21 protein-coding genes and 1 pseudogene are annotated in these 24,943 nt (G+C 68.3%); 14 read left to right on the top strand and 8 right to left on the bottom strand.

Annotated elements, in window-relative coordinates; genetic code table 11:
- Nucleotides 1-99: 99 nt before the first annotated feature.
- Together F5544_RS28335 and F5544_RS28330 are read left to right on the top strand one after the other, a co-directional pair.
- Complete coding sequence (locus tag F5544_RS28335; RefSeq protein WP_167476010.1) at nt 100-432, top strand: type VII secretion target; 333 nt, start codon at nt 100-102, stop codon at nt 430-432.
- A gap of 2 nt (nt 433-434) precedes the next feature.
- Complete coding sequence (locus F5544_RS28330; RefSeq protein WP_238847492.1) at nt 435-2,090, top strand: hypothetical protein; 1,656 nt, start codon at nt 435-437, stop codon at nt 2,088-2,090.
- 804 nt (nt 2,091-2,894) lie between these two features.
- On the opposite strand, the gene F5544_RS28325 is transcribed toward F5544_RS28330, so the two are convergent.
- Together F5544_RS28325 and ypfJ are read right to left on the bottom strand one after the other, a co-directional pair.
- Nucleotides 2,895-3,410, bottom strand: coding sequence for a hypothetical protein (locus tag F5544_RS28325; protein WP_167476009.1), 516 nt, complete (start codon nt 3,408-3,410; stop codon nt 2,895-2,897).
- Between the two features lie 217 nt (nt 3,411-3,627).
- Nucleotides 3,628-4,551, bottom strand: coding sequence for a KPN_02809 family neutral zinc metallopeptidase (gene ypfJ, locus F5544_RS28320; protein ID WP_167476008.1), 924 nt, complete (start codon nt 4,549-4,551; stop codon nt 3,628-3,630).
- A gap of 236 nt (nt 4,552-4,787) precedes the next feature.
- Between ypfJ and aspS the strand changes: the two genes are divergently transcribed.
- Complete coding sequence (gene aspS / locus F5544_RS28315; protein ID WP_167476007.1) at nt 4,788-6,566, top strand: aspartate--tRNA ligase; 1,779 nt, start codon at nt 4,788-4,790, stop codon at nt 6,564-6,566.
- A gap of 60 nt (nt 6,567-6,626) precedes the next feature.
- Here the strand turns inward: aspS and F5544_RS28310 are convergent, their stop codons facing one another.
- The gene (locus F5544_RS28310) at nt 6,627-7,688 is read right to left on the bottom strand and encodes a hypothetical protein (protein ID WP_167476006.1); all 1,062 of its coding nucleotides are present in this window, start codon (nt 7,686-7,688) and stop codon (nt 6,627-6,629) included.
- A 193-nt stretch (nt 7,689-7,881) separates the two neighbouring features.
- Between F5544_RS28310 and F5544_RS28305 the strand changes: the two genes are divergently transcribed.
- The 3 genes from F5544_RS28305 to F5544_RS28295 all read left to right on the top strand — a co-directional run bounded on the left by F5544_RS28305 (nt 7,882) and on the right by F5544_RS28295 (nt 11,065).
- Nucleotides 7,882-9,051 carry a phosphotransferase family protein gene (locus F5544_RS28305; RefSeq protein WP_167476005.1) on the top strand — a complete coding sequence of 390 codons (1,170 nt, stop codon included), beginning with the start codon at nt 7,882-7,884 and terminating at the stop codon, nt 9,049-9,051.
- 63 nt (nt 9,052-9,114) lie between these two features.
- Nucleotides 9,115-9,669 carry a peptide deformylase gene (locus F5544_RS28300; protein ID WP_167476004.1) on the top strand — a complete coding sequence of 185 codons (555 nt, stop codon included), beginning with the start codon at nt 9,115-9,117 and terminating at the stop codon, nt 9,667-9,669.
- Between the two features lie 43 nt (nt 9,670-9,712).
- A complete protein-coding gene (locus F5544_RS28295) occupies nt 9,713-11,065 on the top strand; it encodes a replication-associated recombination protein A (RefSeq protein WP_167476003.1) in 1,353 nt (450 codons plus the stop codon).
- Between the two features lie 32 nt (nt 11,066-11,097).
- On the opposite strand, the gene F5544_RS28290 is transcribed toward F5544_RS28295, so the two are convergent.
- Nucleotides 11,098-11,514 carry a barstar family protein gene (locus tag F5544_RS28290; RefSeq protein ID WP_203217366.1) on the bottom strand — a complete coding sequence of 139 codons (417 nt, stop codon included), beginning with the start codon at nt 11,512-11,514 and terminating at the stop codon, nt 11,098-11,100.
- 102 nt (nt 11,515-11,616) lie between these two features.
- Here F5544_RS28290 and alaS point away from each other — a divergent pair, with 102 nt between their 5' ends.
- The 5 genes from alaS to F5544_RS28265 all read left to right on the top strand — a co-directional run bounded on the left by alaS (nt 11,617) and on the right by F5544_RS28265 (nt 17,869).
- On the top strand, nt 11,617-14,280 hold the full coding sequence (gene alaS, locus F5544_RS28285) for an alanine--tRNA ligase (RefSeq protein WP_167479532.1): 2,664 nt from the start codon (nt 11,617-11,619) through the stop codon (nt 14,278-14,280).
- Nucleotides 14,280-14,867, top strand: coding sequence for a Holliday junction resolvase RuvX (gene ruvX / locus F5544_RS28280; RefSeq protein WP_167476001.1), 588 nt, complete (start codon nt 14,280-14,282; stop codon nt 14,865-14,867). Before alaS ends, ruvX begins: the two co-directional genes overlap by 1 nt.
- Nucleotides 14,864-16,435 carry an endolytic transglycosylase MltG gene (locus F5544_RS28275; RefSeq protein WP_167476000.1) on the top strand — a complete coding sequence of 524 codons (1,572 nt, stop codon included), beginning with the start codon at nt 14,864-14,866 and terminating at the stop codon, nt 16,433-16,435. Before ruvX ends, F5544_RS28275 begins: the two co-directional genes overlap by 4 nt.
- Complete coding sequence (locus F5544_RS28270; RefSeq protein WP_174867429.1) at nt 16,389-17,249, top strand: shikimate dehydrogenase; 861 nt, start codon at nt 16,389-16,391, stop codon at nt 17,247-17,249. The genes F5544_RS28275 and F5544_RS28270 overlap by 47 nt, the downstream gene beginning before the upstream one ends.
- A 131-nt stretch (nt 17,250-17,380) precedes the next feature.
- Nucleotides 17,381-17,869 carry a B-4DMT family transporter gene (locus tag F5544_RS28265; protein ID WP_238846710.1) on the top strand — a complete coding sequence of 163 codons (489 nt, stop codon included), beginning with the start codon at nt 17,381-17,383 and terminating at the stop codon, nt 17,867-17,869.
- Between the two features lie 55 nt (nt 17,870-17,924).
- On the opposite strand, the gene aroB is transcribed toward F5544_RS28265, so the two are convergent.
- The 4 genes and pseudogenes from aroB to F5544_RS28245 all read right to left on the bottom strand — a co-directional run bounded on the left by aroB (nt 17,925) and on the right by F5544_RS28245 (nt 22,421).
- Nucleotides 17,925-19,043 carry a 3-dehydroquinate synthase gene (gene aroB / locus F5544_RS28260; protein WP_167475997.1) on the bottom strand — a complete coding sequence of 373 codons (1,119 nt, stop codon included), beginning with the start codon at nt 19,041-19,043 and terminating at the stop codon, nt 17,925-17,927.
- A gap of 1,144 nt (nt 19,044-20,187) precedes the next feature.
- A pseudogene (locus tag F5544_RS46605) lies at nt 20,188-20,700 on the bottom strand (shikimate kinase); the annotation flags it as partial.
- A gap of 2 nt (nt 20,701-20,702) precedes the next feature.
- Complete coding sequence (aroC, locus tag F5544_RS28250; RefSeq protein WP_167479531.1) at nt 20,703-21,902, bottom strand: chorismate synthase; 1,200 nt, start codon at nt 21,900-21,902, stop codon at nt 20,703-20,705.
- Nucleotides 21,903-21,977: 75 nt separating this feature from the next.
- Nucleotides 21,978-22,421: a prepilin peptidase gene (locus tag F5544_RS28245; protein WP_167475995.1), complete on the bottom strand. Its 444-nt coding sequence runs from the start codon at nt 22,419-22,421 to the stop codon at nt 21,978-21,980.
- A gap of 149 nt (nt 22,422-22,570) precedes the next feature.
- Between F5544_RS28245 and F5544_RS28240 the strand changes: the two genes are divergently transcribed.
- Genes F5544_RS28240 through nusB form a run of 3 tightly spaced genes read left to right on the top strand, consistent with a single transcriptional unit; the run spans nt 22,571 to nt 24,841 of the window.
- On the top strand, nt 22,571-23,698 hold the full coding sequence (locus F5544_RS28240) for a M24 family metallopeptidase (RefSeq protein WP_167475994.1): 1,128 nt from the start codon (nt 22,571-22,573) through the stop codon (nt 23,696-23,698).
- 36 nt (nt 23,699-23,734) lie between these two features.
- Entirely contained in the window at nt 23,735-24,298 is a 564-nt protein-coding gene (gene efp / locus F5544_RS28235) for an elongation factor P (protein ID WP_167475993.1), read from the top strand.
- 33 nt (nt 24,299-24,331) lie between these two features.
- Complete coding sequence (gene nusB, locus F5544_RS28230) at nt 24,332-24,841, top strand: transcription antitermination factor NusB (RefSeq protein ID WP_167475992.1); 510 nt, start codon at nt 24,332-24,334, stop codon at nt 24,839-24,841.
- The last annotated feature ends 102 nt before the right edge of the window (nt 24,842-24,943 follow it).

Below are 24,943 nucleotides of genomic sequence, written 5' to 3'. Positions count from 1 at the left end.
AGCGGCCGCGACCTGATCAGGCGAGGTGCACCGACCGGGAGCGCGGCTCACCACACACGAGCCGACGACTATGTTCACAAAGATTGGGGGGCAGTACGCATGAGCGATGAACTATCGGTGGAAACTCAGGCGGTCCGCGCGTTCGCCGCGTCGAATGCCGGTATCGCGGGGGATATCGCCGGAGTGGCGAATATTGATGTCGTCAAGAACGTCACCGCGCTCACGCCGGTATTCGGTTTGATCGGGGCCGATTATCTGGCCCTGTTCGCCGCGGCTCAGGTGCTGCAGGCGAAGGATATGAACGATCTGTCGGCCAAATACGCCAAGCTGTCCGATGCCGCGTTCAAATCGGCCAATGCCTACGACATCACCGACATGATCAATTCGGGGGCGATGGCCAGCAAGACCGCCGAGATCGCGGGAGGTCTGTGACCATGGTGCGTCACCTCGACACCAGCGGCGTCATCGCACCGCCCGTGGAGCAGGTCGCGGCCACCGCGCATCACGCGGCGCCGACCGTGGTCACCGCGCAGCAGGCGGCGGCGCCCGCCGCGCAGGCCATCCTCGATACCCCGCTGCCGCAGCTGCCCGCGGATCTGCCGCCCATCGAGCCGCCCGCCTTCGTGCTGTCCCGCAAGGTCTCCGAGGACCACGCCACCGGCACCGTGCCGGCCGGTCTGCCCGGATTCCCGGGCGGCCAGCAGCCCGACGCGCAGGACATTCTGACCGGTATCCACCACGACGTGAGCTCCGCGGTCGACAATGCGAGCACCGCCATCCAGCATGCGGCGCAGCCGGTGGCCGATGCCGCCCAGCAGGTCGCGAGCCATGTGCAGAATGCGGTCAGCAGCATCGCGGGCGCGCCGTCCACCGCGACTGCCGCCGCTGCCGCCGCGCCGTCCACGGTCGCATCGGTTCCCGGCGCGACCATGCCTGCCGATCCGGTCGCCTCGCTGCTGCAAGGTGTTTCGCTGCCCGCGTTGCCGGGTATCGACCAGCTGATCCAGCCGATCCTGCAGTTGCTCAGCACCTTCGGCACCGGTGTGCTCGGCGCGATCAATCCGTCCACCCTGCTCAGCGAGGCGTCGAAGGTCATCGATGCGGCCATGCAGGTCGGCAAGGGCAGCCTGTCCACCGTCGAGGAGCTGTGGCAGGGCCAGGCCTCGCGCAGCGCCCAGACCTCCGGCCAGCAGGCGAACAACCACGGCCAGGAGACCAGCCAGCGCGGCACCCAAATGGCCGACCTCACCGAGAAGGCCGCCGCGGTCGTGCAGAAGGGCAATGCCCAACTGGTCGGTGTCGCAACATCTTTCGCGACTCAGGCCACCGCGCTCGCGCCGGTGATCCTCACCCCGCCCGCACAGGCGACGCTGCTCGCCTCGGCCACCGAACATCTCGGCCAGGCCGTCGGCATCGTGAACCTCACCCGCGGCGAATTGTCCGGGCAGACAGCCGAATTGACGGGCATCGTGCAGCAGATGGTCGGGCAGAGCGGACTGCCCGCGCCGCAGGAGGTGGCCGCCGCGGTCGCCAAGAACATCGGCGAGCCGATCCTGAACCAGGCCAAGGACGTCGCGCAGTCGGCCACCGACACCTCGACCCAGAGCGCCGGTCTGCAGGATCCGACCGGCACGTTGAGCCCCTCCACCTCGACCTCGCCGACCTCGGTCAGCCCGACCGGCACGCCCACCAGCCACGCGCCCGGCACGCCCAGCCTGTCCGGCGTCCCGTACCGGTCGACCAGCGGCACGCCGAGCACCCCCGGCACCCCGTCGACGCCGAAGCTCACCGGCGTACCCGGCACCACCGTCCCGCCGACGCTGCGTCCCGGCGTCACCCCGAACGAACCCGTGCTCACCCGCACCAGCCCGACCGGCACCGGAACCGGCGCGAACTCGTTCATGGGCGGCCCGGGCGCCGCAGGCACACAGCGCAGCAACGACGAGGAACACGCCCGCACGGTGCAGCCCTACCAGAGCCGCACCGGCAACGACGACCTGACCGGCCCCCTGGGCGAATCCACCCCGGACGTGATCGGTGCGACACATCCGGACGAGATCGTTTCGGATTACGAACAGGACCAGTTCTAGGAGTAGTTGCGGGTGCGGGGTCCGCCTCCGGTGGGTGGGGGCCGGAGGTGGCCGGGGTCCGGGAGGCGGTGCGTTGGGGTCCGGGAGGTGGTGCGCTGGGAGCCCGGAGGCGGTGGCTGGGGGCCGGGAAGCGGTGCACTGGGTGTGCGGTTGCGTCGCTACGGCTGGATCGCCCGAAGTAGGTGCAGAGAGCAGTGTTCCGGTTGCGCACCACGGATGACGTTGTTCCCGCGTAGGTTTCAGGTTCTCGCGCAAGCAATAGCTTGTGCGGGAAGCCAATTGCTGCGCGCGAACCGGTTTACCTACGTGTTCAAAGGTGAATCCGGGGTGGTTTCCGCACTGGCGCCGCAGCATCCGGCCTGAGCGGACAAAACCACGCGATTTCCGCCGGATTTCCGCCTATTCGCGCCGATTTTGTCCGCTCAGGCCGAAATCACCTTCCGAGAAGCCAGTTGCCACACGGAACTGGAAGCCACGGTCCCACTTAGCGAGTTACCTACGCGCTCAAAGATGAAATAAGGCTGCCGCACCCCGGCTTTGAACCGCACATTCGATGTACGGGGTGTGCTCCTTAGAGCCGGGGTGCGGCGTTACCGACACACGGATACCGGCCGACCCGGTCCCGCTCGGCGGGAACGAGACCCCGCTTGCCGACGCACCCCGCGCCTACCTCAGGCGATCCAGTCGTCGTAGCGACGTAACCCACCTGCGCGACATACCGATTCCTCCGTGCCGAGGCGAACCCGGAACACAGCATGCAACGCACCCGCCGCCTGGCCAGGGCGGATTGCGTCGTACCGGCGATCACCCTTGAACGAACGCGTCCACCAGCTTCCGGTACAGCTCGCTGAACCGTTTGCGATTCGCTTGTTGTTCGGCGCTGAGGTTTTCGGTCGAATCCGGTGCGTACATGACGACATGCACATCCTGATCGGGCGCCTGCGTCATGAGGTCGATGATCTGGCTGCCCTGATCGGAATTCGACGGCATGCCGAGGTCGAGCGCCGCGACGGCCTTGGTTTCGGTCACCGCGGCGGAGAGCACATCCGCCGGAATGTGCCCGTCGACCCGCTGTGGTGCTTTGTCGGATCCGCGATTCGGGTCCGCGGCATCGGGCGATTTCACGGCACGCCCGTCGGCCGAAACCTCCAGAATGGGCCGCAGGTCGGTCCGGCCCTGCCAACCGCCGGGCCAGGTGGTCAGGGTGAGCAAGGCCACCGGGGCGGCGGGTGCCGCGGCGGCAACTCCTGATCCGCTCGCCAGCGGCGTCACGACCAGTGCCGCGATCGCCGCGAACAGAACCGTCCTCGTTTTACCCATCCCGCCTCCATCATCGTTGTGCCGCAACAAAATTCCGCCGTAGATCTCGGCCCACCTTGCCATTTGTCGCGCGGGTGTGTCGATCCAGGTCATCGCTCGGCCGCATCCGGTCCGGTGGAAATTCGGCGCGACTCGACCAAGTCCATCTGGATGCGGTCGACCACCGCGCGCCCGTCGCGCCGCGGCTGACGAAAAGCCTTGCGAGACAAGGCGAAAGTCAGCGCGGTGGGGGCGGGTTGTTCAGGTCCTGGGCCGAGAAGGTGTCGCAGGCACTGATCTTGCCGGTCTTGTACCCGGACATGAACCACTTCTGCCGTTCCTGGGAGGAGCCGTGTGTCCATGCCTCCGGGTTGACGCGGCCGGTGGACGACTTCTGGATCCGGTCGTCGCCGACCGCGGCCGCGGCCGACAACGCATCGTTGACGTCCTTCTCTCCCAGCGGCTTCAGGAACGGCTGGTTGCTTCCGGGCGCGGGCAGCTTGTCCGCGTAATAGGCCCAGATGCCCGCGTAGCAGTCGGCCTGGAGTTCGGTGCGGACCGACCCGGACTCGGGACCGCGCGGATCCTTCTGTGCCCGGCCGATATCGCCGAGCAGGTTCTGGATGTGATGGCCGATTTCATGCGCCACCACATACTCCTGAGCAAGCGGCCCGCCGCTGGAGCCGAAGCGATCGACCAGTTCCTGGAAGAAGCTGGTGTCGAAGTAGGCGACGCGATCGGCGGGGCAGTAGAAGGGGCCGACCGCGCTCGACGCCTGGCCACAGCCGGTGCCGACGGCGGCGGAGAACAACCGGACGGTCGGCTTGGCGTAGTTCTTGTTGACCTGTTTCGGCAGTTCGGCGGCCCACACCGCGTTCAGGCTCTGCGCGGTCAACGCGACCCGGCAGTCGACGTACTTGTTGGCGTCGGCGCCGGTCTTGCAATGCGCCGGTGTGCCCTGGAGGGCTTGCGACTGGCTCTGGTCCTGGCCCTTCGCGCCGGTGAACTGCCCGAGCAGCGAGCTGGGGTTTCCTCCGAGCAGCAGTGCGATCACCACCAGGATGAGTCCGCCCGCACCGCCGCCGAGCGCGATCTTGCCGCCCATCCCGCCACCGGACTTGACCGCATCGGGGTCGATTTGCATGCCCTCGTTGAAGGTCATGGGTCGTCATCGCTTTCTGTGTTGTTCGGCAGCGCCTGGCGCTCGTTCGCGGACCGGGAGGAGTCTCGCATAGAGTCTGTATCCGATCCGCGGCCCGGAAAACCGTGTGGCAACCCGGGGCAGCTATAGCTTGGCATGTGCGGGCCGAGATCGGTTTTCACTCGGGGAATGTGTCTAACTACGATGGCTAGCGCACCGGGTGGGCATTCCGGTGTCACATCGTCGAAAGGAATCCCGTGCTGCGCACCCACTTGGCCGGTTCGCTGCGAAGCGAGCATGCCGGTCAGACCGTCACCCTCACCGGCTGGGTGGCCCGTCGTCGTGACCACGGTGGGGTGATCTTCATCGATCTGCGTGATGCGTCGGGCGTTGCGCAGGCGGTGTTCCGCGAGGGCGATCCGGCGGAGCAGGCGCACCGGTTGCGCGCCGAATTCTGCGTCAAGGTCACCGGTGTGGTGGAACAGCGTCCGGACGGCAACGAGAATCCGGAGCTGCCCACCGGGCAGATCGAGGTGAACGTCACCGAGCTGGAGGTGCTGAACGAAAGCGCCCCGCTGCCGTTCCAGCTCGACGAGCAGCCCGGTGAGGAGGCCCGACTCAAGCACCGCTACCTGGATCTGCGCCGGGAGGGCCCGGCCCATGCGATCCGCCTGCGCTCGAAGGTGAACGCCGCGGCGCGGCAGGTACTGGCCAAACATGAATTCGTCGAGGTGGAGACCCCGACGCTGACCAGGTCGACGCCCGAGGGCGCGCGCGACTTCCTGGTGCCCGCGCGGCTGCAGCCGGGCAGCTTCTACGCGCTGCCGCAGAGCCCGCAGCTGTTCAAGCAGCTGCTCATGGTCGGCGGCATCGAGCGCTACTACCAGATCGCGCGCTGCTACCGCGACGAGGATTTCCGCGCCGACCGTCAGCCGGAGTTCACCCAGCTCGACATCGAGATGAGCTTCGTGCGCCAGGAGGATGTGATCCTGCTCGCCGAGGACGTCCTGAGCGCGCTGTGGGAGCTCATCGGTTACCGGATCCCGACGCCGATTCCGCATATGACCTACGCGGAGGCCATGCGGCGCTTCGGCTCGGATAAGCCGGATCTGCGGTTCGGCGTCGAAATCACTGAGCTCACCGACTATTTCAGGGACACCCCGTTCCGCGTTTTCCAGGCACCGTATGTCGGCGCCGTCGTGATGCCGGGCGGTGCGAGCCAGCCGCGCCGTCAGCTGGACGCCTGGCAGGAGTGGGCGAAGCAGCGCGGCGCGAAGGGTTTGGCGTACGTGCTGGTGAACGAGGACGGCACGCTCGGCGGCCCGGTCGCCAAGAATCTGACCGAGGCCGAGCGCGACGGGCTGGCCAAGCAGGTCGGCGCGGAGCCCGGCGACTGTGTGTTCTTCGCGGCGGGTGCGGTGAAGTCGAGCCGGGCGCTGCTCGGCGCGGCGCGTGGTGAGATCGCCCGCAAGTGCGGCCTGATCGATGAGAACGCCTGGGCCTTCGTCTGGATCGTGGACGCGCCGCTGTTCGAGCCCGCCGCCGAGGCGACCGCGAGCGGCGATGTGGCGCTTGGCTATTCGGCGTGGACCGCGGTGCATCACGCGTTCACCTCGCCCAAGCCGGAATCGCTCGACACCTTCGACACCGATCCGGGTTCCGCGCTGGCCTACGCCTACGACATCGTCTGCAACGGCAACGAGATCGGCGGCGGCTCCATCCGCATCCACCGCCGCGACGTGCAGGAGCGGGTGTTCAAGGTGATGGGCATCAGCCACGAGGAGGCGCAGGAGAAGTTCGGCTTCCTGTTGGACGCCTTCGCCTTCGGCGCGCCGCCGCACGGCGGTATCGCCTTCGGCTGGGACCGCATTACCGCCCTGCTCGCGGGCCTGGATTCGATCCGTGAGGTCATCGCCTTCCCGAAGACCGGTGGCGGCGTAGACCCGCTTACCGACGCGCCCGCGCCGATCACGGCGCAGCAGCGCAAGGAGGCCGGGCTGGACTTCAAGCCGGAGAAGAAGGACGCGGCCGAGTAGGCCGTCCGGATACGAAATCCGCGGCGTCACCGAAAACCGGTGGCGCCGCGGATTTTTCGTTCAGGCGACGACGCCGCCGCTGAGCACTCGATAGGCATAGGTGACCGCGATGACGCAGACCGGCCCGGCCGCCAGCAAGCCGAGTCCGCACAGCAGCGTGGCCACGAAGGTGATCACCACCACCGCGATGGCCAGCAGCAATGTCTGCAGCAGATTGTTGAGCACCAGCACCGCACTGGCTTTCAGCGCCGCGAACGGGCCGAGGTCCTGATCGATGACGAAATGTATCGAGAACATACACAGGAAGCCGATGACGATGCCGGGCAGGATGAAGAATCCGAACCCGACGGCGGTGGCGAGGAAGGCCAGCAGTGCGGTGAGCAATACGTTGCCCGCGTTGATGAATCGGAAGAACGAGCCGAAAGCCGGTCTGTTGCCGTCGGTTTCGTAGAGCGCGCCGCGCACCAGCGCGGCCTGCAGCAGCCAGACCGCGACCATGACGGCCAGGAAGATCATGAACAGCGGCAGGATCGAATTCACCTCGGTGATCTGCACGACGACCACGAACGCGAGATAGATCAGCACGCCGAGCGCGGTGACCCCGATCCAGGCGGGCGCGTTGGCGCGGAACTTTTCCCAGCCGTAGCTCAGCGCGATTCCGACATCGAGACCGGTCGGTGCGGTATACGGGTAGCCATACGTTTGCGGAACTCCGGGTGGCGGGGGTGGCGCCGCGGGCGGTGGCGGCGGGACCGCGCCCGGTGGCGGCGGCATCGCGCCGGGTGGCTGATAGGCGCCGGGCGGCATGGTTCCGGTGGGCGGTGGCATCGCGGCGGTGGGCGGTGGCATGGTGCCGGGCGGACCGTAGGTCGGCTGCGGCGCGCCCGGGTGCGGGGGCATGGGCGGCGGTGGTTCGACCGGTTCACTGCCGTACTGCGGCGCGCCCGGACCCTCGAATTGCGGATATCCGGCCGTGCCCGCCATCTCGTGCCTGCCGTGGTCGGCGGCCGAACCCGGTGCGTGCTGGGCCGGACCCGGCTGCGCTGTGCGATGTTCCCCACCCCCGTGCCCGGGTGCGTCGCCACCCGGTTCGGCGGGTGTTGAGGCGGGCGGTTCGGTCATTGCCAAAACCTTTCGACGCAGCCGGTTTGCGGTGTGGCGCACTGCAGTTCACGATGAGAAAACCGCACGGGCACTTGCACTGTCAAGCAAATCAGTGCCCGTTCCGCAACCTCGAGCGAGACACGCCGAACGACGCGGAAAGGTTGTGCAACCGCTCGCTAGAAGTGACCCGATGCGAGTAACTTGAGAGGCGATGACCGCACTATTGGCCGAACGCGCCACCGAAGTCGTGTCCGCAGCGCAACAGTTGCTCACAAAGCGAATGGGTGCTCCGGTAAAGCTGAGCGATCCGATCGAACTCAGCGGCAGTGGTAGGACGACGGTCCTACGCGTGCGTGTCGCCGAGAACGCCTTCTCGTTGCCGAGGACCTTGATTCTCAAACAGGTCCGTGGCTCGGCGGCGGACCGCCGCACCGGAGGTCTCGCGCCGGGCGTCGCCAGCATCGATTCCGCATTCCTGCGCGAGGCGGTGTCGTATCAGTTCACCACCGCGCTCAGCCGGGAGCAGCGGCCCGGCGCCTACCTGATCGCGCACAGCCTGCCCGACCGGCTGCTGGTGCTGAGCGATCTCGGCGAGAACACCCGCCTCACCTCCGTGCTGCAGTCCGGCGCCGAACCGGCCACCCGCAATGCGTTGATGGCGTTTGCGCAGGCCATGGGCCGGATGCACGCCGCGACCGTCGGGCGCGAGGCGGATTTCGTCGCGCTGCTGCGCCGAGTAGATGTCGTGCACCGCGTCGACGGCATCGCCCAGCAGGCCGAATCGGCCATCGCCGAGGTGCCGCATCTGCTGCGCCGCGAACTCGGCATCGAAGTGCCTGGCGAGATCGCCGAGCGCATCGTTCGCGGCAACCGGCTGTTCTCGGCGGGGCGCCTGCGCGCGTTCAGCCCGTCGGACCTGTGCCCGGACAATGTGATCCTCAACAACGAGGGCGCCCGCTTCCTCGACTACGAGTGGGGCGGATTCCGGGATGCCACATTGGATATCGCGTACGCGCTCGTCTCCTTCCCGGGCTGCCTGTGCGATTTCGAACTGTCCAGGGAGCGCGCCAGGCAGATGGTCGAGGCGTGGCGTTCCGAGGTGGTCGGTGTCTGGCCGGCGCTCGCGGACGACGCGGTGCTGGCCGAGCGGATCCTGGAGGCACGCCTCATCTGGGTCTGGTTGACCACCTACTGGTTCCTGCCCGCGGATCACACCCGGATCGCGGCGGCTCGCGAGCACGGGCTGTCGGTGCCGCGGTCGGAGGCGCTGATCAATCGGTGGGCCGCGCTCGCCGAGGACGCCCGCTGCACCGGTGACGACGCGGTCGGCGATTTCGCCGAGGACGTCTCCGCCATGCTGGAAGAGCGCTGGGCGGAATAGGTTTCGCAGCGGAGGACCGGAAGCCGTTCGGGGACAACCGAAATCGGCTAGTACCCTCATCGCATGGCTGTTCGACCGATTCTCATCGCCGGTGATCCCCGGCTGTCCGCGCCCGCGCTGCCCGTCACCGAGTTCGACGACGAGCTGGCCGCGTTCGTGGACGACCTGTTCGAGACGAATACCGCGGCGCACGGCGCGGGCCTGGCCGCCAACCAGGTGGGCGATCCGCGCGCCGTATTCGTATACGACCTGATCGATGATTCGGTGCGCCATCGCGGCTGCGTGATCAACCCGGTGCTGGAGACATCCGAGGTGCCGGAGACCATGCCCGATCCCGATGACGACCTGGAGGGCTGCCTCTCGGTGCCCGGCGAATGGTTTCCCACCGGTCGCGCGGATTGGGCGCGGGTCACCGGCGTCGACGTGACCGGTGCGCCGATCACCGTGGAGGGCACCGGCTACCTCGCGCGCTGCCTGCAACACGAGACCGACCACCTCCGCGGACGGCTCTACCTGTCCCGCCTCATCGGGCGGAATCAGCGGGCGGCGCGGCGGATGATCAAGGACCAGAACTGGACCGTGCCCGGCAATTCGTGGCTGCCCGACGGGACGCGATGATCCGGGCCGGGGAGATGTCGCACCCGGACGATACGGTCGGGATATGAGCGATGGGCTGTTCGACATGCCGGGGCAGGTCGCGGCGGAGCCGGATGCGCGCGGCAGCGTCGAGTTCCGGGGCGCCGGGGATTTCGTGCCGCTGGCGGTGCGGATGCGGCCCGCGTCGTTGGACGAGGTGGTCGGCCAGGCCCACCTGCTCGGCCTCGGATCGCCGCTGCGGCGGTTGATCGAGGGGTCGGGCGCCGCATCGGTGCTGCTCTTCGGGCCGCCGGGCACCGGGAAGACCACGCTGGCCTCGCTCATCTCGCAGGCCACCGGGCGGCGGTTCGAGGCGCTGTCCGCGCTGTCGGCCGGGGTGAAGGAGGTGCGCGCGGTCATCGATCTGGCGCGGCGCAGGCTGGCCGCCGGCGAACAGACCGTGCTGTTCATCGATGAGGTGCATCGGTTCTCCAAGACGCAGCAGGACGCGCTGCTCGCCGCGGTGGAGAACCGGGTGGTGCTGCTGGTCGGCGCGACCACCGAGAACCCGTCCTTTTCGGTGGTATCCCCGTTGTTGTCGAGATCGCTTGTGCTGCAACTGCGTTCGCTCACCGAGGCGGATGTGCGGCAGGTGCTGACGCGTGCGGTCGAGGATCCGCGCGGGTTCGGCGGCGAATACACCGTCACCGATGCGGCGCTCGACCACATCGTGCGCATCGCGGGCGGTGATGCCAGACGGGCGCTCACCGCGCTGGAGGCATCGGCCGAATCCTCACTGGACGGCGTCGTCGATGTGGATCTGGTCGAGGCCAGCGTGGACCGGGCGGCCGTCCGGTACGACCGGGCCGGTGATCAGCACTACGACGTGATCAGCGCGTTCATCAAATCCCTTCGCGGCTCCGATGTCGATGCCGCGCTGCACTACCTCGCCCGGATGATCAGCGCGGGCGAGGATCCGCGATTCATCGCCCGCCGGTTGATGATTCAGGCCAGCGAGGATGTCGGCATGGCCGATCCGACCGCGCTGCAGACCGCGGTCGCGGCCGCGCAGGTGGTGCAGTTGGTCGGCATGCCGGAGGCGCAGCTGGCGCTGGCCCACGCGACGATTCATATCGCCACCGCGCCGAAATCGGGCGCGGTGGCCGCGGCCATCGGTAAGGCGCTCACCGATATCGGCGGGGGTAAGGCCGGTGCGGTGCCCGCGCATCTGCGCGACGGGCACTACGCGGGTGCGGCTCGGCTCGGCAACGCGCAGGGGTACAAGTATCCGCACGATCATCCGGATGGTGTTCTGGCGCAACAGTATCCGCCCGATGAGCTGGTGGGGTCGGATTATTATCATCCGACGGATCACGGGTATGAGCGTGAGGTCGGGCCGCGCGTCACCAAGTTGCGTCGGATCGTGCGAGGGGAATGAGGCGCGAATCCGGAGACGACTCGGTTCGAGGATCAGCGCAGTTCGAGATCGACGCCGTCGGCCTGCTGCTGTCCGCCGGGCCCGTGGTCCCGAATGATCGCCACCACCTCGTCGAACAGCGTCCGCCCCTCGCGCCGCCGCGCGGCGGCGATCCGCGCGGCGAAATGCTCCCGGTTATCCGGATGACAGGTGGTCTGGACCTGCTCGAGCCGAGCGATGGTCGCGGCCCAGCCCAACGCCTCCCGCGACCGCTCCGAATGCAGCCACCGCAGCACGAACCCGTCCTCCGGCGTCCCGAACCCACCCCGCAGAATGTCGTTGAACGCATCCAGATTGCCGCGCCAGACGTAGTCGTCGAGCAACTTCGAGAATTCCCGCGCGAACCCCTCGAAGTCGTCGAACGCCGATCCGTCGATGACCAACACCGGTTTTGCCTCAGCAGACGTCACCGGGCAGGTGTACCACGTCTGAAGAACCTGGTGCGCTGACCGGGGCGGATCATCGGCTACCGATGAAAACTCGATGGAGCGGCCCCGGTAGGCTGGATGGTTGTGCAGACCCACGAGATTCGACGGCGTTTCCTGGACCATTTCGTCCGTGCCGGCCACACCGAGGTGCCGAGTGCCTCGCTGATCCTGGCCGACCCGAACCTGCTGTTCGTGAACGCGGGCATGGTGCAGTTCGTGCCGTATTTCCTCGGTCAGCAGACCCCGTCGTTCGCGACCGCGACCAGCGTGCAGAAGTGCGTGCGGACCCTGGATATCGAGAACGTCGGCATCACCACCCGCCACAACACCTTCTTCCAGATGGCGGGCAATTTCTCCTTCGGCGACTACTTCAAGCGCGGCGCGATCGAGCTGGCCTGGTCGCTGCTCACCAATAGCGTCGAGGACGGCGGCTTCGGCTTCGATCCCGAACGGCTCTGGGCCACCGTCTATCTCGACGACGACGAGGCCGAGCAGATCTGGTTGAGCGTCGGCGTGCCGCCGGAGCGCATCCAGCGCCGCGGCATGGCCGACAACTACTGGTCGATGGGCATCCCCGGCCCGTGCGGCCCGTGCTCGGAGATCTACTTCGACCGCGGTCCGGAATACGGCCGCGAGGGCGGTCCGGAGGCCGACGAGGACCGCTACCTCGAGATCTGGAACCTCGTGTTCATGCAGAACGAGCGCGGCGAGGGGCGCGGCAAGGACGATTTCGAGATCCTCGGCCCGCTGCCCAAGAAGAACATCGACACCGGTATGGGTGTCGAGCGCGTCGCATTCCTGCTGCAGGGCGTGGAGAACGTCTACGAGACCGATCTGCTGCGCCCGATCATCGATAAGGCCGAGCAGCTCACCGGCCGGTCCTACGGTGTCGAACACGCCGACGACGTGCGTTTCCGCGTCATCGCCGACCATGCGCGCACCGGCGCCATGCTGATCGCCGACGGGGTGAATCCGGGTAACGACGGCCGCGGCTACGTGCTGCGTCGCCTGCTGCGCCGCATCGTGCGCTCGGCCCGCCTGCTCGGCGCGGAGAAGCCGGTGATGGGCGAGTTCATGAAGGTCGTCAGCGAGCTGATGTCCCCGTCGTATCCCGAGCTGGCCACCGATTTCCAGCGCATCGAAACCGTCGCGGTCGGCGAGGAGACGGCGTTCCTGAAGACGCTGAACACCGGCTCCACCCTGTTCGACAACACGGTGACGGCGCTGAAGTCCAAGGGCGGCAGCACGATTGCCGGTTCGGACGCCTTCACCCTGCACGACACCTACGGCTTCCCGATCGATCTGACCCTGGAGATGGCCGCCGAGGCCGGGCTCACGGTGGACGAGGCGGGCTTCCGCTCGCTGATGGCCGAGCAGCGTCAGCGCGCCAAGGAGGATGCGCAGGCCCGCAAGCATGCCCACGCCGACCTGTCGATCTACAAGGAGTGGGTGGACCGCGGCCCCACCGAGTTCACCGGCTTCGACGAGCTCACCTCCGAGGCGAATGTGCTCGCGCTCATCGCCGACGGCGTCCGGGTGCCGACCGCGACGGTCGGTCAGGATGTCGAGGTGATCCTGGACCGCAGCCCGCTGTACGCCGAGTCGGGCGGTCAGATCGCCGACCGCGGCAGCATCACGGCCTCCGGGTTGAAGTTGCGCGTCAACGATGTGCAGAAGATCGCGAAGACGCTGTGGGTGCACAAGTCCACCGTCGAGCAGGGCCAGATCACCGAGGGCGATGTAGTGCTGGCGCAGGCGGATCCGGCGTGGCGGCGCGGCGCGACGCAGGGCCACTCGGGTACGCATATGGTGCACGCCGCGCTGCGTCAGGTGCTCGGACCCAATGCCGTGCAGGCGGGTTCGATGAACAAGCCGGGCTATCTGCGTTTCGACTTCAACTGGCAGGGTCAGCTGTCCGAGCAGCAGAAGGCCGATATCGAGGCCGTGTCGAACGACGCGGTCGGCGCGGACTTCCCGGTGAACACCTTCGTTACCGATCTGGACAAGGCCAAGCAGATGGGTGCGATGGCGCTGTTCGGTGAGAACTACGGCGACGAGGTCCGGGTGGTCGAGATCGGCGGCCCGTTCTCGATGGAGCTCTGCGGTGGTACGCACGTGCAGCATTCGTCGCAGATCGGCCCGATCACGCTGCTCGGAGAGTCGGCCATTGGTTCCGGTAAGCGGCGTGTCGAGGCCTTCGTCGGCCTGGACTCCTACAAGTACCTGGCCAGGGAGCGCGCGCTGCTGGCCGGTGTCGCGGCCTCGCTGAAGGTGCCGTCGGAGGAGGTGCCGGGCCGGGTCGAACAGCTGGTGGAGCGCCTCAAGGTGGCCGAAAAGGAGTTGGAGCGCACCAAGATTCAGTCCGTGCTGGCCTCGGCGGGCACCTTCGTCGATGCGGCCGAGCGGCTCGGCGGCGTGCTGCTGGTGGCCGCCGCCGCGCCGGAAGGTGTTGCGGCGGGCGACCTTCGGACGCTGGCCACCGATATTCGCGGCCGCTTCGGCAGCCGGCCCGCGGTGGTCGTGCTGCTCGGCAATGCCGACGGCAAGGTGCCGTTCGTGGTCGCCGTGAACAAGGGCGCCCAGGAGCTGGGCTTCAAGGCGGGCGATCTGGTCGGCAGCTTCGGCCCGAGCATCGCGGGCCGCGGCGGCGGTAAGCCCGAGATGGCGCAGGGCGCCGGTTCGGATCCGTCCGGTATCGCGGCCGGATTGGCCGCGGTCCGCGCTCGGGTGGCCGAGCTGGCGCAGTAATGGGGGACCCCGCGAGTACATCTTCGCCGGACGCCGGACGCGGCGCCGACCGACCCGACCCGGCCACCGATCCCGGCCGGGGCAGGCGGATCGGCGTCGATGTCGGCAGTGTCCGGATCGGCGTCGCGTCCAGCGATCCCGACGGCATCCTCGCCACACCCGTCGAAACCGTGCCGCGCGCCAAGCAATCCGGCCGCCGCGGTGATCAACCGGGCACGCCCGGTGGCGGCGCACCGGATATCAACCGAATTGCCGAAATTGTGCGGGAGTACGAGGCGGTTGAGGTTATCGTCGGCCTGCCCCGGACATTGCGGGGCGAAAAAGGTGTCGCGGCCGGGCTTGCCGCGGCGTTCGCCGACGATTTGCGGGTCGCGATCGCCCCGGTGCCCGTCCGACTTTCCGACGAACGTTTGACTACGGTGTCTGCTGCACGTGCATTGCGGGACAGTGGAGTTCGCGCGCGTGGCCAGCGGCAGGTGATCGATCAGGCGGCGGCCGTATCGATCCTGCAAGGATGGTTGGACGAACGGAGTGCGGTGTTGAGGTCGATCGGAATGGCTCGTCCAGTGCCAGGGGACGATGCATGACGGATCGATGGGCGCGGGCCGAGGAACGTTTCCGACAGCGCGAGGCTGAGCGGCGTTACCGGCGCGACGACCGAGCATGGGGCCGGGAGGCGCGCGACAACCGGGAGTCGCGCGGCCGGGTCGCCGGGCCCGAACAGGACGCCTGGGCCGAATACGAGGACGACACCACCGTCATTCCCCGCTACACCGACGAGGACGAGGGCTATGCCGGGCACCATCGTCGAAGCGGTCGACGCGAGCCCGATTACGACAGTCACGAGTACGACAGTCACGAATACGACGAGTACGGCGAGCCCGAATACGAGGAGCCGCCCGCGCGCCGCGCACCCGCGCGCAAGCAGCCGCGGCGCGGGCGCACGGAATCGCGTGCGGGACAACCGCGTAAGCGTTCCAGGATGGCTTCGCGCAAGGCGGCCGAGCGCAAACGCCGCCGCCGCAATCTGTGGATCGTCGGCGCGGTGTTCGTATTGCTGTTCGTGGCGGCGGCGGGTTTCGCCGCGCTGAAATTGATGAAGCGGTTCAGCGCCCCGGAGGATTACGCCGGGGCGCCCGGACCGCTGGTGGTGGTGCAGGTGCATCCGGGCGACACTTCGGAGCAGATCGCCCAAACCATGCTGAGCAAAGGCGTTGTCGCCAGCACCGGCGCGTTCTACGAAGCGGCGCTGCGCAATACGAATATGAACTCGGTGCAGCCCGGCTTCTACGCCATCCCGAGCCACAGTCAGGGCGCCAAAGCGGTTGCGGCGCTGGTGAACAAGGAATCGCGGGTCGGCTACCTCGTCATCTCCGAGGGCAGGCAGCTGCACGATCAGCATGATGTGAAGACCGGTGCGCCCACGGAGGGCATCTATCGGAAGATCGCCGACGCCAGCTGCATCGGCGCAGGTGCCGACAAGAAGTGCGTCACCTACGAACAGCTCGACGCGGCGGGCGCGGGCACCGATCTGGCCGCTCTCGGGGTGCCGAACTGGGCCGTCGCCGCAGTGCGCGCGGTACCCGATCGCAGTAGGCAGCTCGAGGGGCTGATCATGGCGGGCTCGCTGGATTTCGATCCGAGCAGTTCGCCGCAGGACATCCTGAAGCAGCTGATCACCGCGAGCGCCGCGAGATACGAGTCGACCGGGCTGCTGCAGTCCGGCGGCGACGCCAAACTGAACCCATACCAGATGCTCACCGGCGCCTCGATGATCCAGCGGGAGGTGCACTCGCAGTACATGGGCAAGGCGGCAAGGGTGATCGTCAACCGGTTGAACGCCGACCAGAAGCTGGAGTTCGACTCGACCGTCAACTACGCGCTCGACCGCACCGAGGTCAGCACCAGCGGGACCGACCGGGCGAAGGAAACCCCCTGGAACACCTACGCGATGACCGGCCTACCAGCGACGCCGATCTCCTCACCGTCGATCGACGCACTGAAGGCCATGGAGAATCCGGAGCCGGGGAAGTGGCTGTACTTCGTGACCGTCGACCCCGTACAGGGCACTACGCTGTTCGCCGACAACTATGCCGAGCACATCCGTAATGTGCACCAGGCCGAACAGAGCGGAATCCTCGACAGTGGCAGGTGATTCGGTGTCCCGCAAAGCGGCCGTCCTCGGTAAGCCGATCGCGCATTCGCGGTCGCCGCAGCTGCACCTGGCGGCCTATCGGGCGCTCGGGCTCAACTGGACGTATGAACGTATCGAATGTTCGGCCGAGGAGCTGCCCGCGCTGGTCGGCGGGCTCGGACCCGAATGGGCCGGGCTGTCGGTGACCATGCCCGGCAAGGAGGCGGCGCTCGCCTACGCGACCGAGCGCTCCGAGCGGGCCGTCCTCGTCGGCTCGGCGAATACCCTGGTGCGGACCGAAAGCAGTTGGCGCGCCGACTGTACCGACGTGGACGGGGTGGTCGGCGCGCTGCGCGAGGCCGGTGTCGCCGAGCTGTCGGAGGCGGTGGTGCTCGGTGCGGGCGGCACCGCGCGGCCGGCGCTGCTCGCGCTGGCCGAACTCGGCGTGAAATCGGTTACCGTGGTCGCCCGTGACGCCGGAAGGGCAAGGGGCGCACTGGATTTGGCCGAGCGACTGGAGTTGACCGCCGAGGTCATCGGCTTCGACCCGTTCGCCATCACCGAGGCGTGCGCGAGCGCGGGAGCCGTGGTCAGCACCGTTCCGGCCGATGCGGCGGCTCCGTTCGCCGCCGCGATCGCGACCGCGCCGGTGGTGCTCGACGCGATCTACAACCCGTGGCCGACGCCGCTGGCGCAGGCCGTCGAGCGTGCGGGACATGTCGTGGTGAGCGGGCTGCGGATGCTGTTGAACCAGGCATACGGTCAGGTGGAGCAGTTCACCGGTCGGCCGGCGCCACGCGCGGAAATGGCCGCGGCGCTGGATCTTTCGGCGTAACCGGCCTGAGCGGACAATAATCGGCGGCAATGCGGAAAATCGGGCCGTTTCGCGCCGGGATTGTCCGCGTGGGCCGGTGCTGACACAGGTTCTCGTTTGGATCCGCCGCGCTCCGGGTTATGGTGGTCGGCATGAATGCTTGGGTGTTGCGGGCCGTCGGGCTCGGGGCGCTGGTCGTCGTCCTGCGGGCCGTACTCGGTTTCGCGATGGTGTACTGGCCGACGCACGGTGCGTGGATGCGGGTGCTGTGCCTGATCCTGCTGCTCGCCGCGGTCGTGTACTGGGGCATCCTGGACGGCCGCCGCGACCGGGCCGTGCACGTCGACCCCGAGCACGGCTCCGACCTGACCATCCTGTGGCTGAAGGCGGCGGTCGGCGCCGGACTCGGCAGCGGACTGGTCGCCTGGCTGCTGGACTTCCTGCCCCGCTTCGACCTCGGCGACAACGGGCTGCTCTTCGAGCTGACCGCATCGGCTTCGGCCATCATCCTGGTGGTATTCCTGCCCGCCCTGCTCGGCGTCGCCATCGGTCGTTGGGTGGCGGGCCGAAAGCTCGACAACGGCGCGCAGGCCAACGAGGCCGATCCGCCCACCCAGCAACTCCCCGCGGTCACCGCCTGACCGCGTGATCGGCGCACCCTCTTCGGGCGCGCCGATCCGGTTGTTCTACTACGGGTTACAGCAGGATCGCGCTGCTTTGGGGGCCGTCCTCGCGGGCGATCGCAGAATAGGCGGCGGCCAGGAGTGCCGGGTCCGGGCCCTCCAGGCGGCCCGGCTTGGCCAAGCCGTCCAGGACAACGAAACGCAATACGCCGGAACGGGTTTTCTTATCGGTTTGCATGGCGTCGAGTAGCTGGGGGAGTGCGTCGGCGTCGTAAGTTGTTGGCAGGCCGACGCTTTCGAGTACCGTGCGGTGCCGGTCCGCGGTCTCGTCATCGAGGCGGCCCGCGAGCCTGCCGAGTTCAGCGGCGAACACCAGACCGACCGCGACCGCCGCGCCGTGCCGCCAGCGGTAGCGCTCCCTGCGCTCGAGCGCGTGACCCAAAGTGTGCCCGTAATTGAGGATTTCGCGCAGGCTGGCCTCTTTCGGATCCGCCGCGACCACGTCGGCCTTGACCTGGATGGCGCGCCGGATCAGCTCGGGCAGCACCTCGCCCTTCGGGTCGAGGGCGGCCTGCGGGTCTCGTTCGATCAGATCCAGGATCACCGGGTCGGCGATGAAACCGGCCTTGATGATCTCGGCCATCCCGGCCACGATCTCGTTGCGCGGCACGGTCTCCAGCGTCACCAGATCGACCAGTACCGCACTCGGTTCGTGGAAACTGCCGACCAGATTCTTGCCCGCCTCGGTATTGATGCCGGTCTTACCGCCGACGGCCGCGTCGACCATGGCGAGCAGGGTGGTGGGCACGTGCACGATGCGCACCCCGCGCATCCAGGTGGCGGCCACGAAACCGGCCAGATCGGTCGCGGCGCCGCCACCGAGGCTCACCACGACATCGTTGCGGGTCAGGCCGATCCGGCCGAGCACCTCCCAGCAGAAACCGGCGACCGCGAGATCCTTACCGGCCTCGGCGTCCGGTATCTCCACCCGGTGCGCGTCGATTCCCTTGTCGGCCAACGCCTTCCGTACCGCCTCCGCGGTCTCCGCGAGCGGCGGTTGATGGAAGATGGCGACCGTGCGCACCCCATCGGAGCCGGTAACCGCCTCCACCAGCTCGCCGAGCAGCCCGCGCCCGATGATCACCGGATACGGTTGCGCCGTCCGGACTTCGATACGAGTCGGCTCACTCACAACTGCCTCTCCGATCCTGTTGCTGATTGCTTGTACTGGTGTGCCATCCGCGACCGCCTCACTGCGCACCCGGCCGCGCCGAGCCGACCGACTGCTCTCGCGCGACGAAACCCGTTGCGGTAAAGCTGTTTTCACCGACCGCCCGAACGGGTTCGGCGGTGCCGTGACCACTGGATGGCGGGTTCACGCCCGACATCGATTGCCGCGGATCCACTTCTCTGCGCGTCGCAGCGCCTCGGGAATTCGCCGCCTCGACATCCGACCGGCTCGATTCGACCGCCGCCGCACCGGGCCGCACATCGGAGCCGGATACGGCGGGCGGCCGTTCCGGCGCACCGGCGGGCCGCGACGCGACCCTGCGCCGCCTTCGATCCACCTTGCCGCTGGATTCAGCTGTGCCGGAGGCCTTTTCGGCGGGGCCAGCGTTGTGATCGGCCGCAATGCCGGTGCCGTCACGCCCGGGAGTCCCGGTGCTCCGACGAGCGGCGTCATCAGCGACGGACGTCGTTGCCCCGGGTTCGTGTGAGGTGCTGGGCGGTGTTGTGCGGCGACGGCTGCGACTGGCGGTGAGATTGGTTGCCTCGGGTTCCCCAGGGGCGCTGCTGTCGGCGCCGGGCCGCGAGTTACCCGAGGTACGGCTGCGGGCGGGGGAGGTCGTGCGATGCTGCCGACGGCTTGCTTTCCCGCCGCTGCTGGGATCGGTTGTGCCGGTGCCGGTGCCGGTGCCGGTGCCGGTTTCGGGTCCGGCGGCGTTGCCGGTGTCCGTATGCGGGTTGTCGGTCGTCGTTTCGCCGGTGGCGGTGCCGCCGGGTTCGCGGCGGGTGGTGCGTCGCCGGCGCCGGCGTCGGCGCGGGGCGGCGGGATCGGTTGCCGGGTTTGCGGCGGCGTCGGCGGTGGAGTTGCGGGCTTCGATCGAATTGTCCTGGTTACCAGCAGTTTTCGAGGTATCAGGCACCGGGGCGGTGGATGCGCCGCCGCGCGCGGCTGGCTGATCGGCCGGGATTGCCCCGGCCGCCTCGGCGCGGCGGCGGGCGGCGGCGCGGGCCCTGGCGCGACGTCGGGCGCGGGACCGGCTGCTGCCCTGGGGGATTCCGTTGGATTCGGTGGGGGGTGCGGCGGGATTCGGCTCGGCCGGTTCGAGACCCAGTTTCGCCATGATCATCCGGACGACCCGGCCCGGGCTGCGCCCGTCGGTGCGCACCCGGACGGAGGCGACCTCCCGGTAGAGCGGCCGCCGGATGCGCATCAGCTCCCGATATTTGGCGCCCGGGTCGTCACCGTTGAGCAGCGGCCGGTTGGTGCTCGCCCCGGTGCGCCGAAGTCCTTCTCCGACACTGATTTCCAGATAGACCACGGTGCGGCCGCGCAGCAGCGCCCTGGTCTCCTTGGACAGGACGGCACCGCCGCCGAGCGAGACGACACCGCGTTCGGCCAGGATGGCGCGGCGCACGACCCGCTCCTCGATCCGGCGAAATTCCGGTTCACCGTCCTGGGCGAAGATCTCCGGAATGGTGCGGCCGGTCTCGCGTTCGATACCCGCGTCGGTGTCGTACAACTCGACGTCGAGTTCCTTGGCCAGTTTGCGGCCGATCGTCGATTTTCCCGCGCCGGGCGGCCCGACCAGCACAACGCGCGGTGTGCGCGGGTCGGTCTGCACGATCACTGCGGTGCCGGGATGTGGGGGCGGCTGCCGATCCGCTTGATGTAGCTGGTGATGTTCTCCGCGGTCTCGGCCAGCGAATCGCCGCCGAACTTCTCCAGCGCGGCCTGCGCGACGACCAGCGCGACCATCGATTCGGCGACGACGCCCGCGGCGGGCACCGCGCACACGTCGGAGCGCTGGTGGATCGCGACGGCCTCGTCGCCGGTGGCCATATCGACGGTGGCCAGCGCGCGCGGCACGGTGGAGATCGGCTTCATCGCGGCGCGCACCCGCAGCGCCTCGCCGTTGGTCATGCCGCCCTCCAGGCCGCCCGCGCGGTTGGTGGAGCGCAGCACGCCGTCGAGGCCGGGCCGCATCTCGTCGTGCGCCTGGCTGCCGCGGCGGCGCGCGGTTTCGAATCCGTCGCCGACCTCGACACCCTTGATGGCCTGAATTCCCATGAGCGCGGCCGCGAGTCGCGCGTCGAGCCGCTGCTCGCCGCTGGTGAACGAACCGAGGCCGACCGGAAGTCCCTCGATGATCACCTCGACGACGCCGCCGAGGGTGTCGCCGTCCTTCTTCGCGGCCTCGATTTCGGCGATCATCGCGGCCTCGGCGTCCTTGTCGAACGCGCGCACCGGGCTCTCGTCGATGACGGCCAGATCGGCGGCGGTCGGCACGACGCCGGTGGCGTTGGCCGCGGCGCCGATCGAGACGACGTGCGAGACGACCTCTACGCCGAACGCCTGCCGCAGGAAGTTGCGGGCGACGGTGCCCGCGGCGACCCTGGCCGCGGTCTCCCGGGCGCTGGCCCGCTCCAACACATTTCGCGCGTCGTCGAAGCCGTACTTGAGCATGCCGGAGTAGTCGGCGTGGCCGGGGCGCGGCCGGGTGAGCGGCGCGTTGCGGGCCAGCTCGGCCAGTTCGGCGGGATCGACCGGATCGGCGGACATGACGGTGGTCCACTTGGGCCATTCGGAGTTGGCGACCTCGATGGCGACCGGACCGCCCATGGTGCGCCCGTGCCGGACGCCGCCGACGACGGTGACCTTGTCGGCCTCGAACTTCATCCGCGCGCCGCGCCCGTAACCCAGCCTGCGGCGGGCCAACTGGGCGGAGATCTCCTCCGATGTCACCTCGACCCCGGCGACCATTCCGTCGAGAATCGCGACGAGGGCGGGACCGTGGGATTCTCCGGCAGTTATCCAGCGCAACACGCCGTCCATCTTCCCATGTCGGCGCGCCCGCCCTCGTCCGCCCCTCCGCGCCTTTTCCGGCTGGCCGCCCGCCGGTCATCGGACCAGCAGGATCGCGGAGACCGTCGCCAGGCACATGGCGGGGCCGTGTGGGATCGGGCCGGGCGCCGCGCCGCCCGTGACGCGTCTTCGGATCAGCAGGATCGTGCCGATCAGGGCCGTCAGCACCGGTGCGGCAACCGCGGCGAGTGCCAATGCCCTGGCCCCGCCGAGCATCGCGGCGCCACCGAGCCCGACGGCCAGTTTGACGTCGCCCGCCCCGAAACCCGTCGGCGTCACCAGATGGACGGCGAGGTAGGGGAGGGCGAGCAGCGCCGCACCGACCAGTGCGGCGGTGAATTGCGCCGTGTACAGCGCATATCCGAGGACGCCGAGCGCGCCGGCGCCGGTGAGCGCGTTGGGCAGCCTGCGTTCCCGGATATCGATGACGCTCAGCACCGCACACCACAGCACGAGCGCGGCGAACGCGACGGAGGACATACCTTTTAGCCTCGTCATCCATTCGCTCGAAACAACCCCCGATGCGCCGATTGTGGATGGATTCCCGGAATGTGGAAATCTTGCGATCCGGACCGGCTGGTCCCCGTGTTACCTCCCGGCCAACGGCGTGTCAGCGGTAGTTTTGACACATGTGTGCTGATCACGCGGGCCCCGGGCCCGACTACGCGGCGCGGCGTGGCGCGTTGCGCAGTCTGCTGGTGGAGAACGAGGTAGACGCCCTGCTGGTGACGGATCTGGTGAATATTCGTTACCTCACCGGGTTCACCGGCTCCAATGCCGTGCTGCTCGTGCACTGCTGGGATATGCGCAATGCCGAGGAGCGCACGGTGATCTGCACCGACGGCCGCTACCGGACCCAGGTCGCCGAACAGGTGCCGGATCTGCGCGCCGAGATCGCCCGCGCCAGCGCGCGGCGCATCGTCGAGCTGGCCGGGGAGTGGCAGCTGGGCCGGGTCGGTTTCGAAAGCCATGTGGTGACCGTCGACCAGCATCGCGGATTCGAGGATCAGAGCACCGGCCTGGAGCTGGTCCCGACCCCGGGCCTGATCGAGCAGCTGCGAATGGTGAAGGACGCGTACGAGGTCGAGCAGCTGCGCGCCGCGTGCGCCGCGGGTGACGCCGGGCTCGCGGCGCTGCTGGAGCGCGGCGGCCTGCGTCCAGGCCGCACCGAACGCCAGGTGGCCAGGGATCTGGAGTGGGCGATGTTCGAGGTCGGCGCCGAGGCGCTCGCCTTCGAGACGATCGTCGCGGCGGGCGCGAATTCGGCGGTGCCGCATCACCGCCCGACCGATGCGGTGCTGAAGACCGGCGATTTCGTGAAGCTCGACTTCGGCGCCCTGGTCAACGGCTACCACTCGGATATGACCCGCACCTTCGTGCTCGGCGCGGCCAGCGACTGGCAGCGCGAGGTGTATGCGCTGGTCCAGGCGTCGCAGCGGGCGGGCTGCGCGGCGCTGAAACCGGGCGCGTCGGTCGCCGGCGTCGACGCGGCGGCCCGCGCGGTGATCGAGGAGGCGGGTCACGGCGCGCTGTTCGTGCACGGTCTAGGGCACGGTGTCGGATTGCGCATCCACGAAGCGCCCGGACTCGCCAAAACCGGAACCGGTACACTTCTGTCTGGCGTGGCGGTGACCGTCGAACCAGGTGTGTACTTTCCCGGCCGCGGCGGGGTCCGGATCGAGGACACGCTCGTGGTGCGCGAAGGGGGCCCGGAGCTGCTCACCCACACCAGCAAAGACCTGACCGTCGTCGATTGACGTCGGTCGTGCCCTAGAACAGGAGATCCGAGGACAGTGGCGGACACCAGCGACTTCAAGAACGGCCTCGTGCTGAAGATCGAAGGTCAGCTCCAGCAGATCATCGAATTCCAGCACGTCAAGCCGGGCAAGGGCCCTGCGTTCGTGCGGACCAAGCTGAAGAACGTGGTGTCCGGCAAGGTCGTCGACAAGACGTTCAACGCGGGCGTCAAGGTGGAGACCGCGACGGTGGACCGCCGCGATATGACCTACCTGTACCACGACGGGTCGGACTACATCTTCATGGATGGCGAGACCTACGACCAGATTCACATCGGCGAGGGCACCATCGGCGAGGGCGCCCGCTTCCTGCTGGAGAATATGCCGGTGCAGGTCGCCGTGCACGAGGGTGAGCCGCTGTTCGTCGAGCTCCCGGTGTCGATCGAGCTGATGGTCAAGCACACCGATATCGGCCTGCAGGGCGACCGGTCCACCGGCGGCACCAAACCCGCCACCCTGGAGACCGGCGCCGAGGTTCAGGTCCCGCTGTTCATCAACACCGGCGACAAGCTGCGCATCGACTCGCGCGACGGCAGCTACCTCGGCCGGGTCAACAGCTGAGCGGCGTCGGCGGCGCCGGGAAATAATGTGACTGTGGCGGAACAGCCGGTGGACAAGAAGTCCACGTACAAGAAGCTCGGTGCCAGGCACAAGGCCCGCCGTCGCGCGGTGGATCTGCTCTTCGAGGCGGAGGCCCGCGATGTCGACGCGGCCGATCTGTTGAACGAGCGGGTCGCCTTGGCCGCGAGCGATCAGTCGGTCGCGCCGGTGCACGCGTATACCCGCACGCTGGTGGAGGGCGTCGCCGACGATCTGGATCGGGTGGACGGCACCATCGAGTCGTACCTGAAGGATTGGGAGCTGTCCCGGCTGCCCGCGGTGGATCGGGCCGTGCTGCGCGTCGCGGTGTGGGAGTTGTTCCACGCCAACGATGTTCCGCCGGTGGTCGCGGTGGACGAGGCGGTGGAGCTGGCCAAGGAGCTGTCCACCGACGATTCGCCGTCGTTCATCAACGGCGTGCTCGGCCAGGTGGTGCTGGTCGCGCCGCAGGTGCGGGCCGCCGCGGCGGCCACCCGCGCACCGCGGCGGGAGTCCGAGGACTGATTTCCGTATATCGCACGGCCGCATCCGAAATCGGGTGCGGCCGTTGTGCTTTCCGGATTGCCCCCGCCGGTGGGTGTACTGGATTGCCCGGCGGGAGCTTTC

The organism is Nocardia arthritidis (assembly GCF_011801145.1).
Taxonomy (GTDB): Bacteria; Actinomycetota; Actinomycetes; order Mycobacteriales; family Mycobacteriaceae; genus Nocardia; species Nocardia arthritidis_A.
The sequence above is the reverse complement of the archived record's forward strand: the minus strand, read 5'-3'. Positions and strand labels throughout refer to the sequence as shown.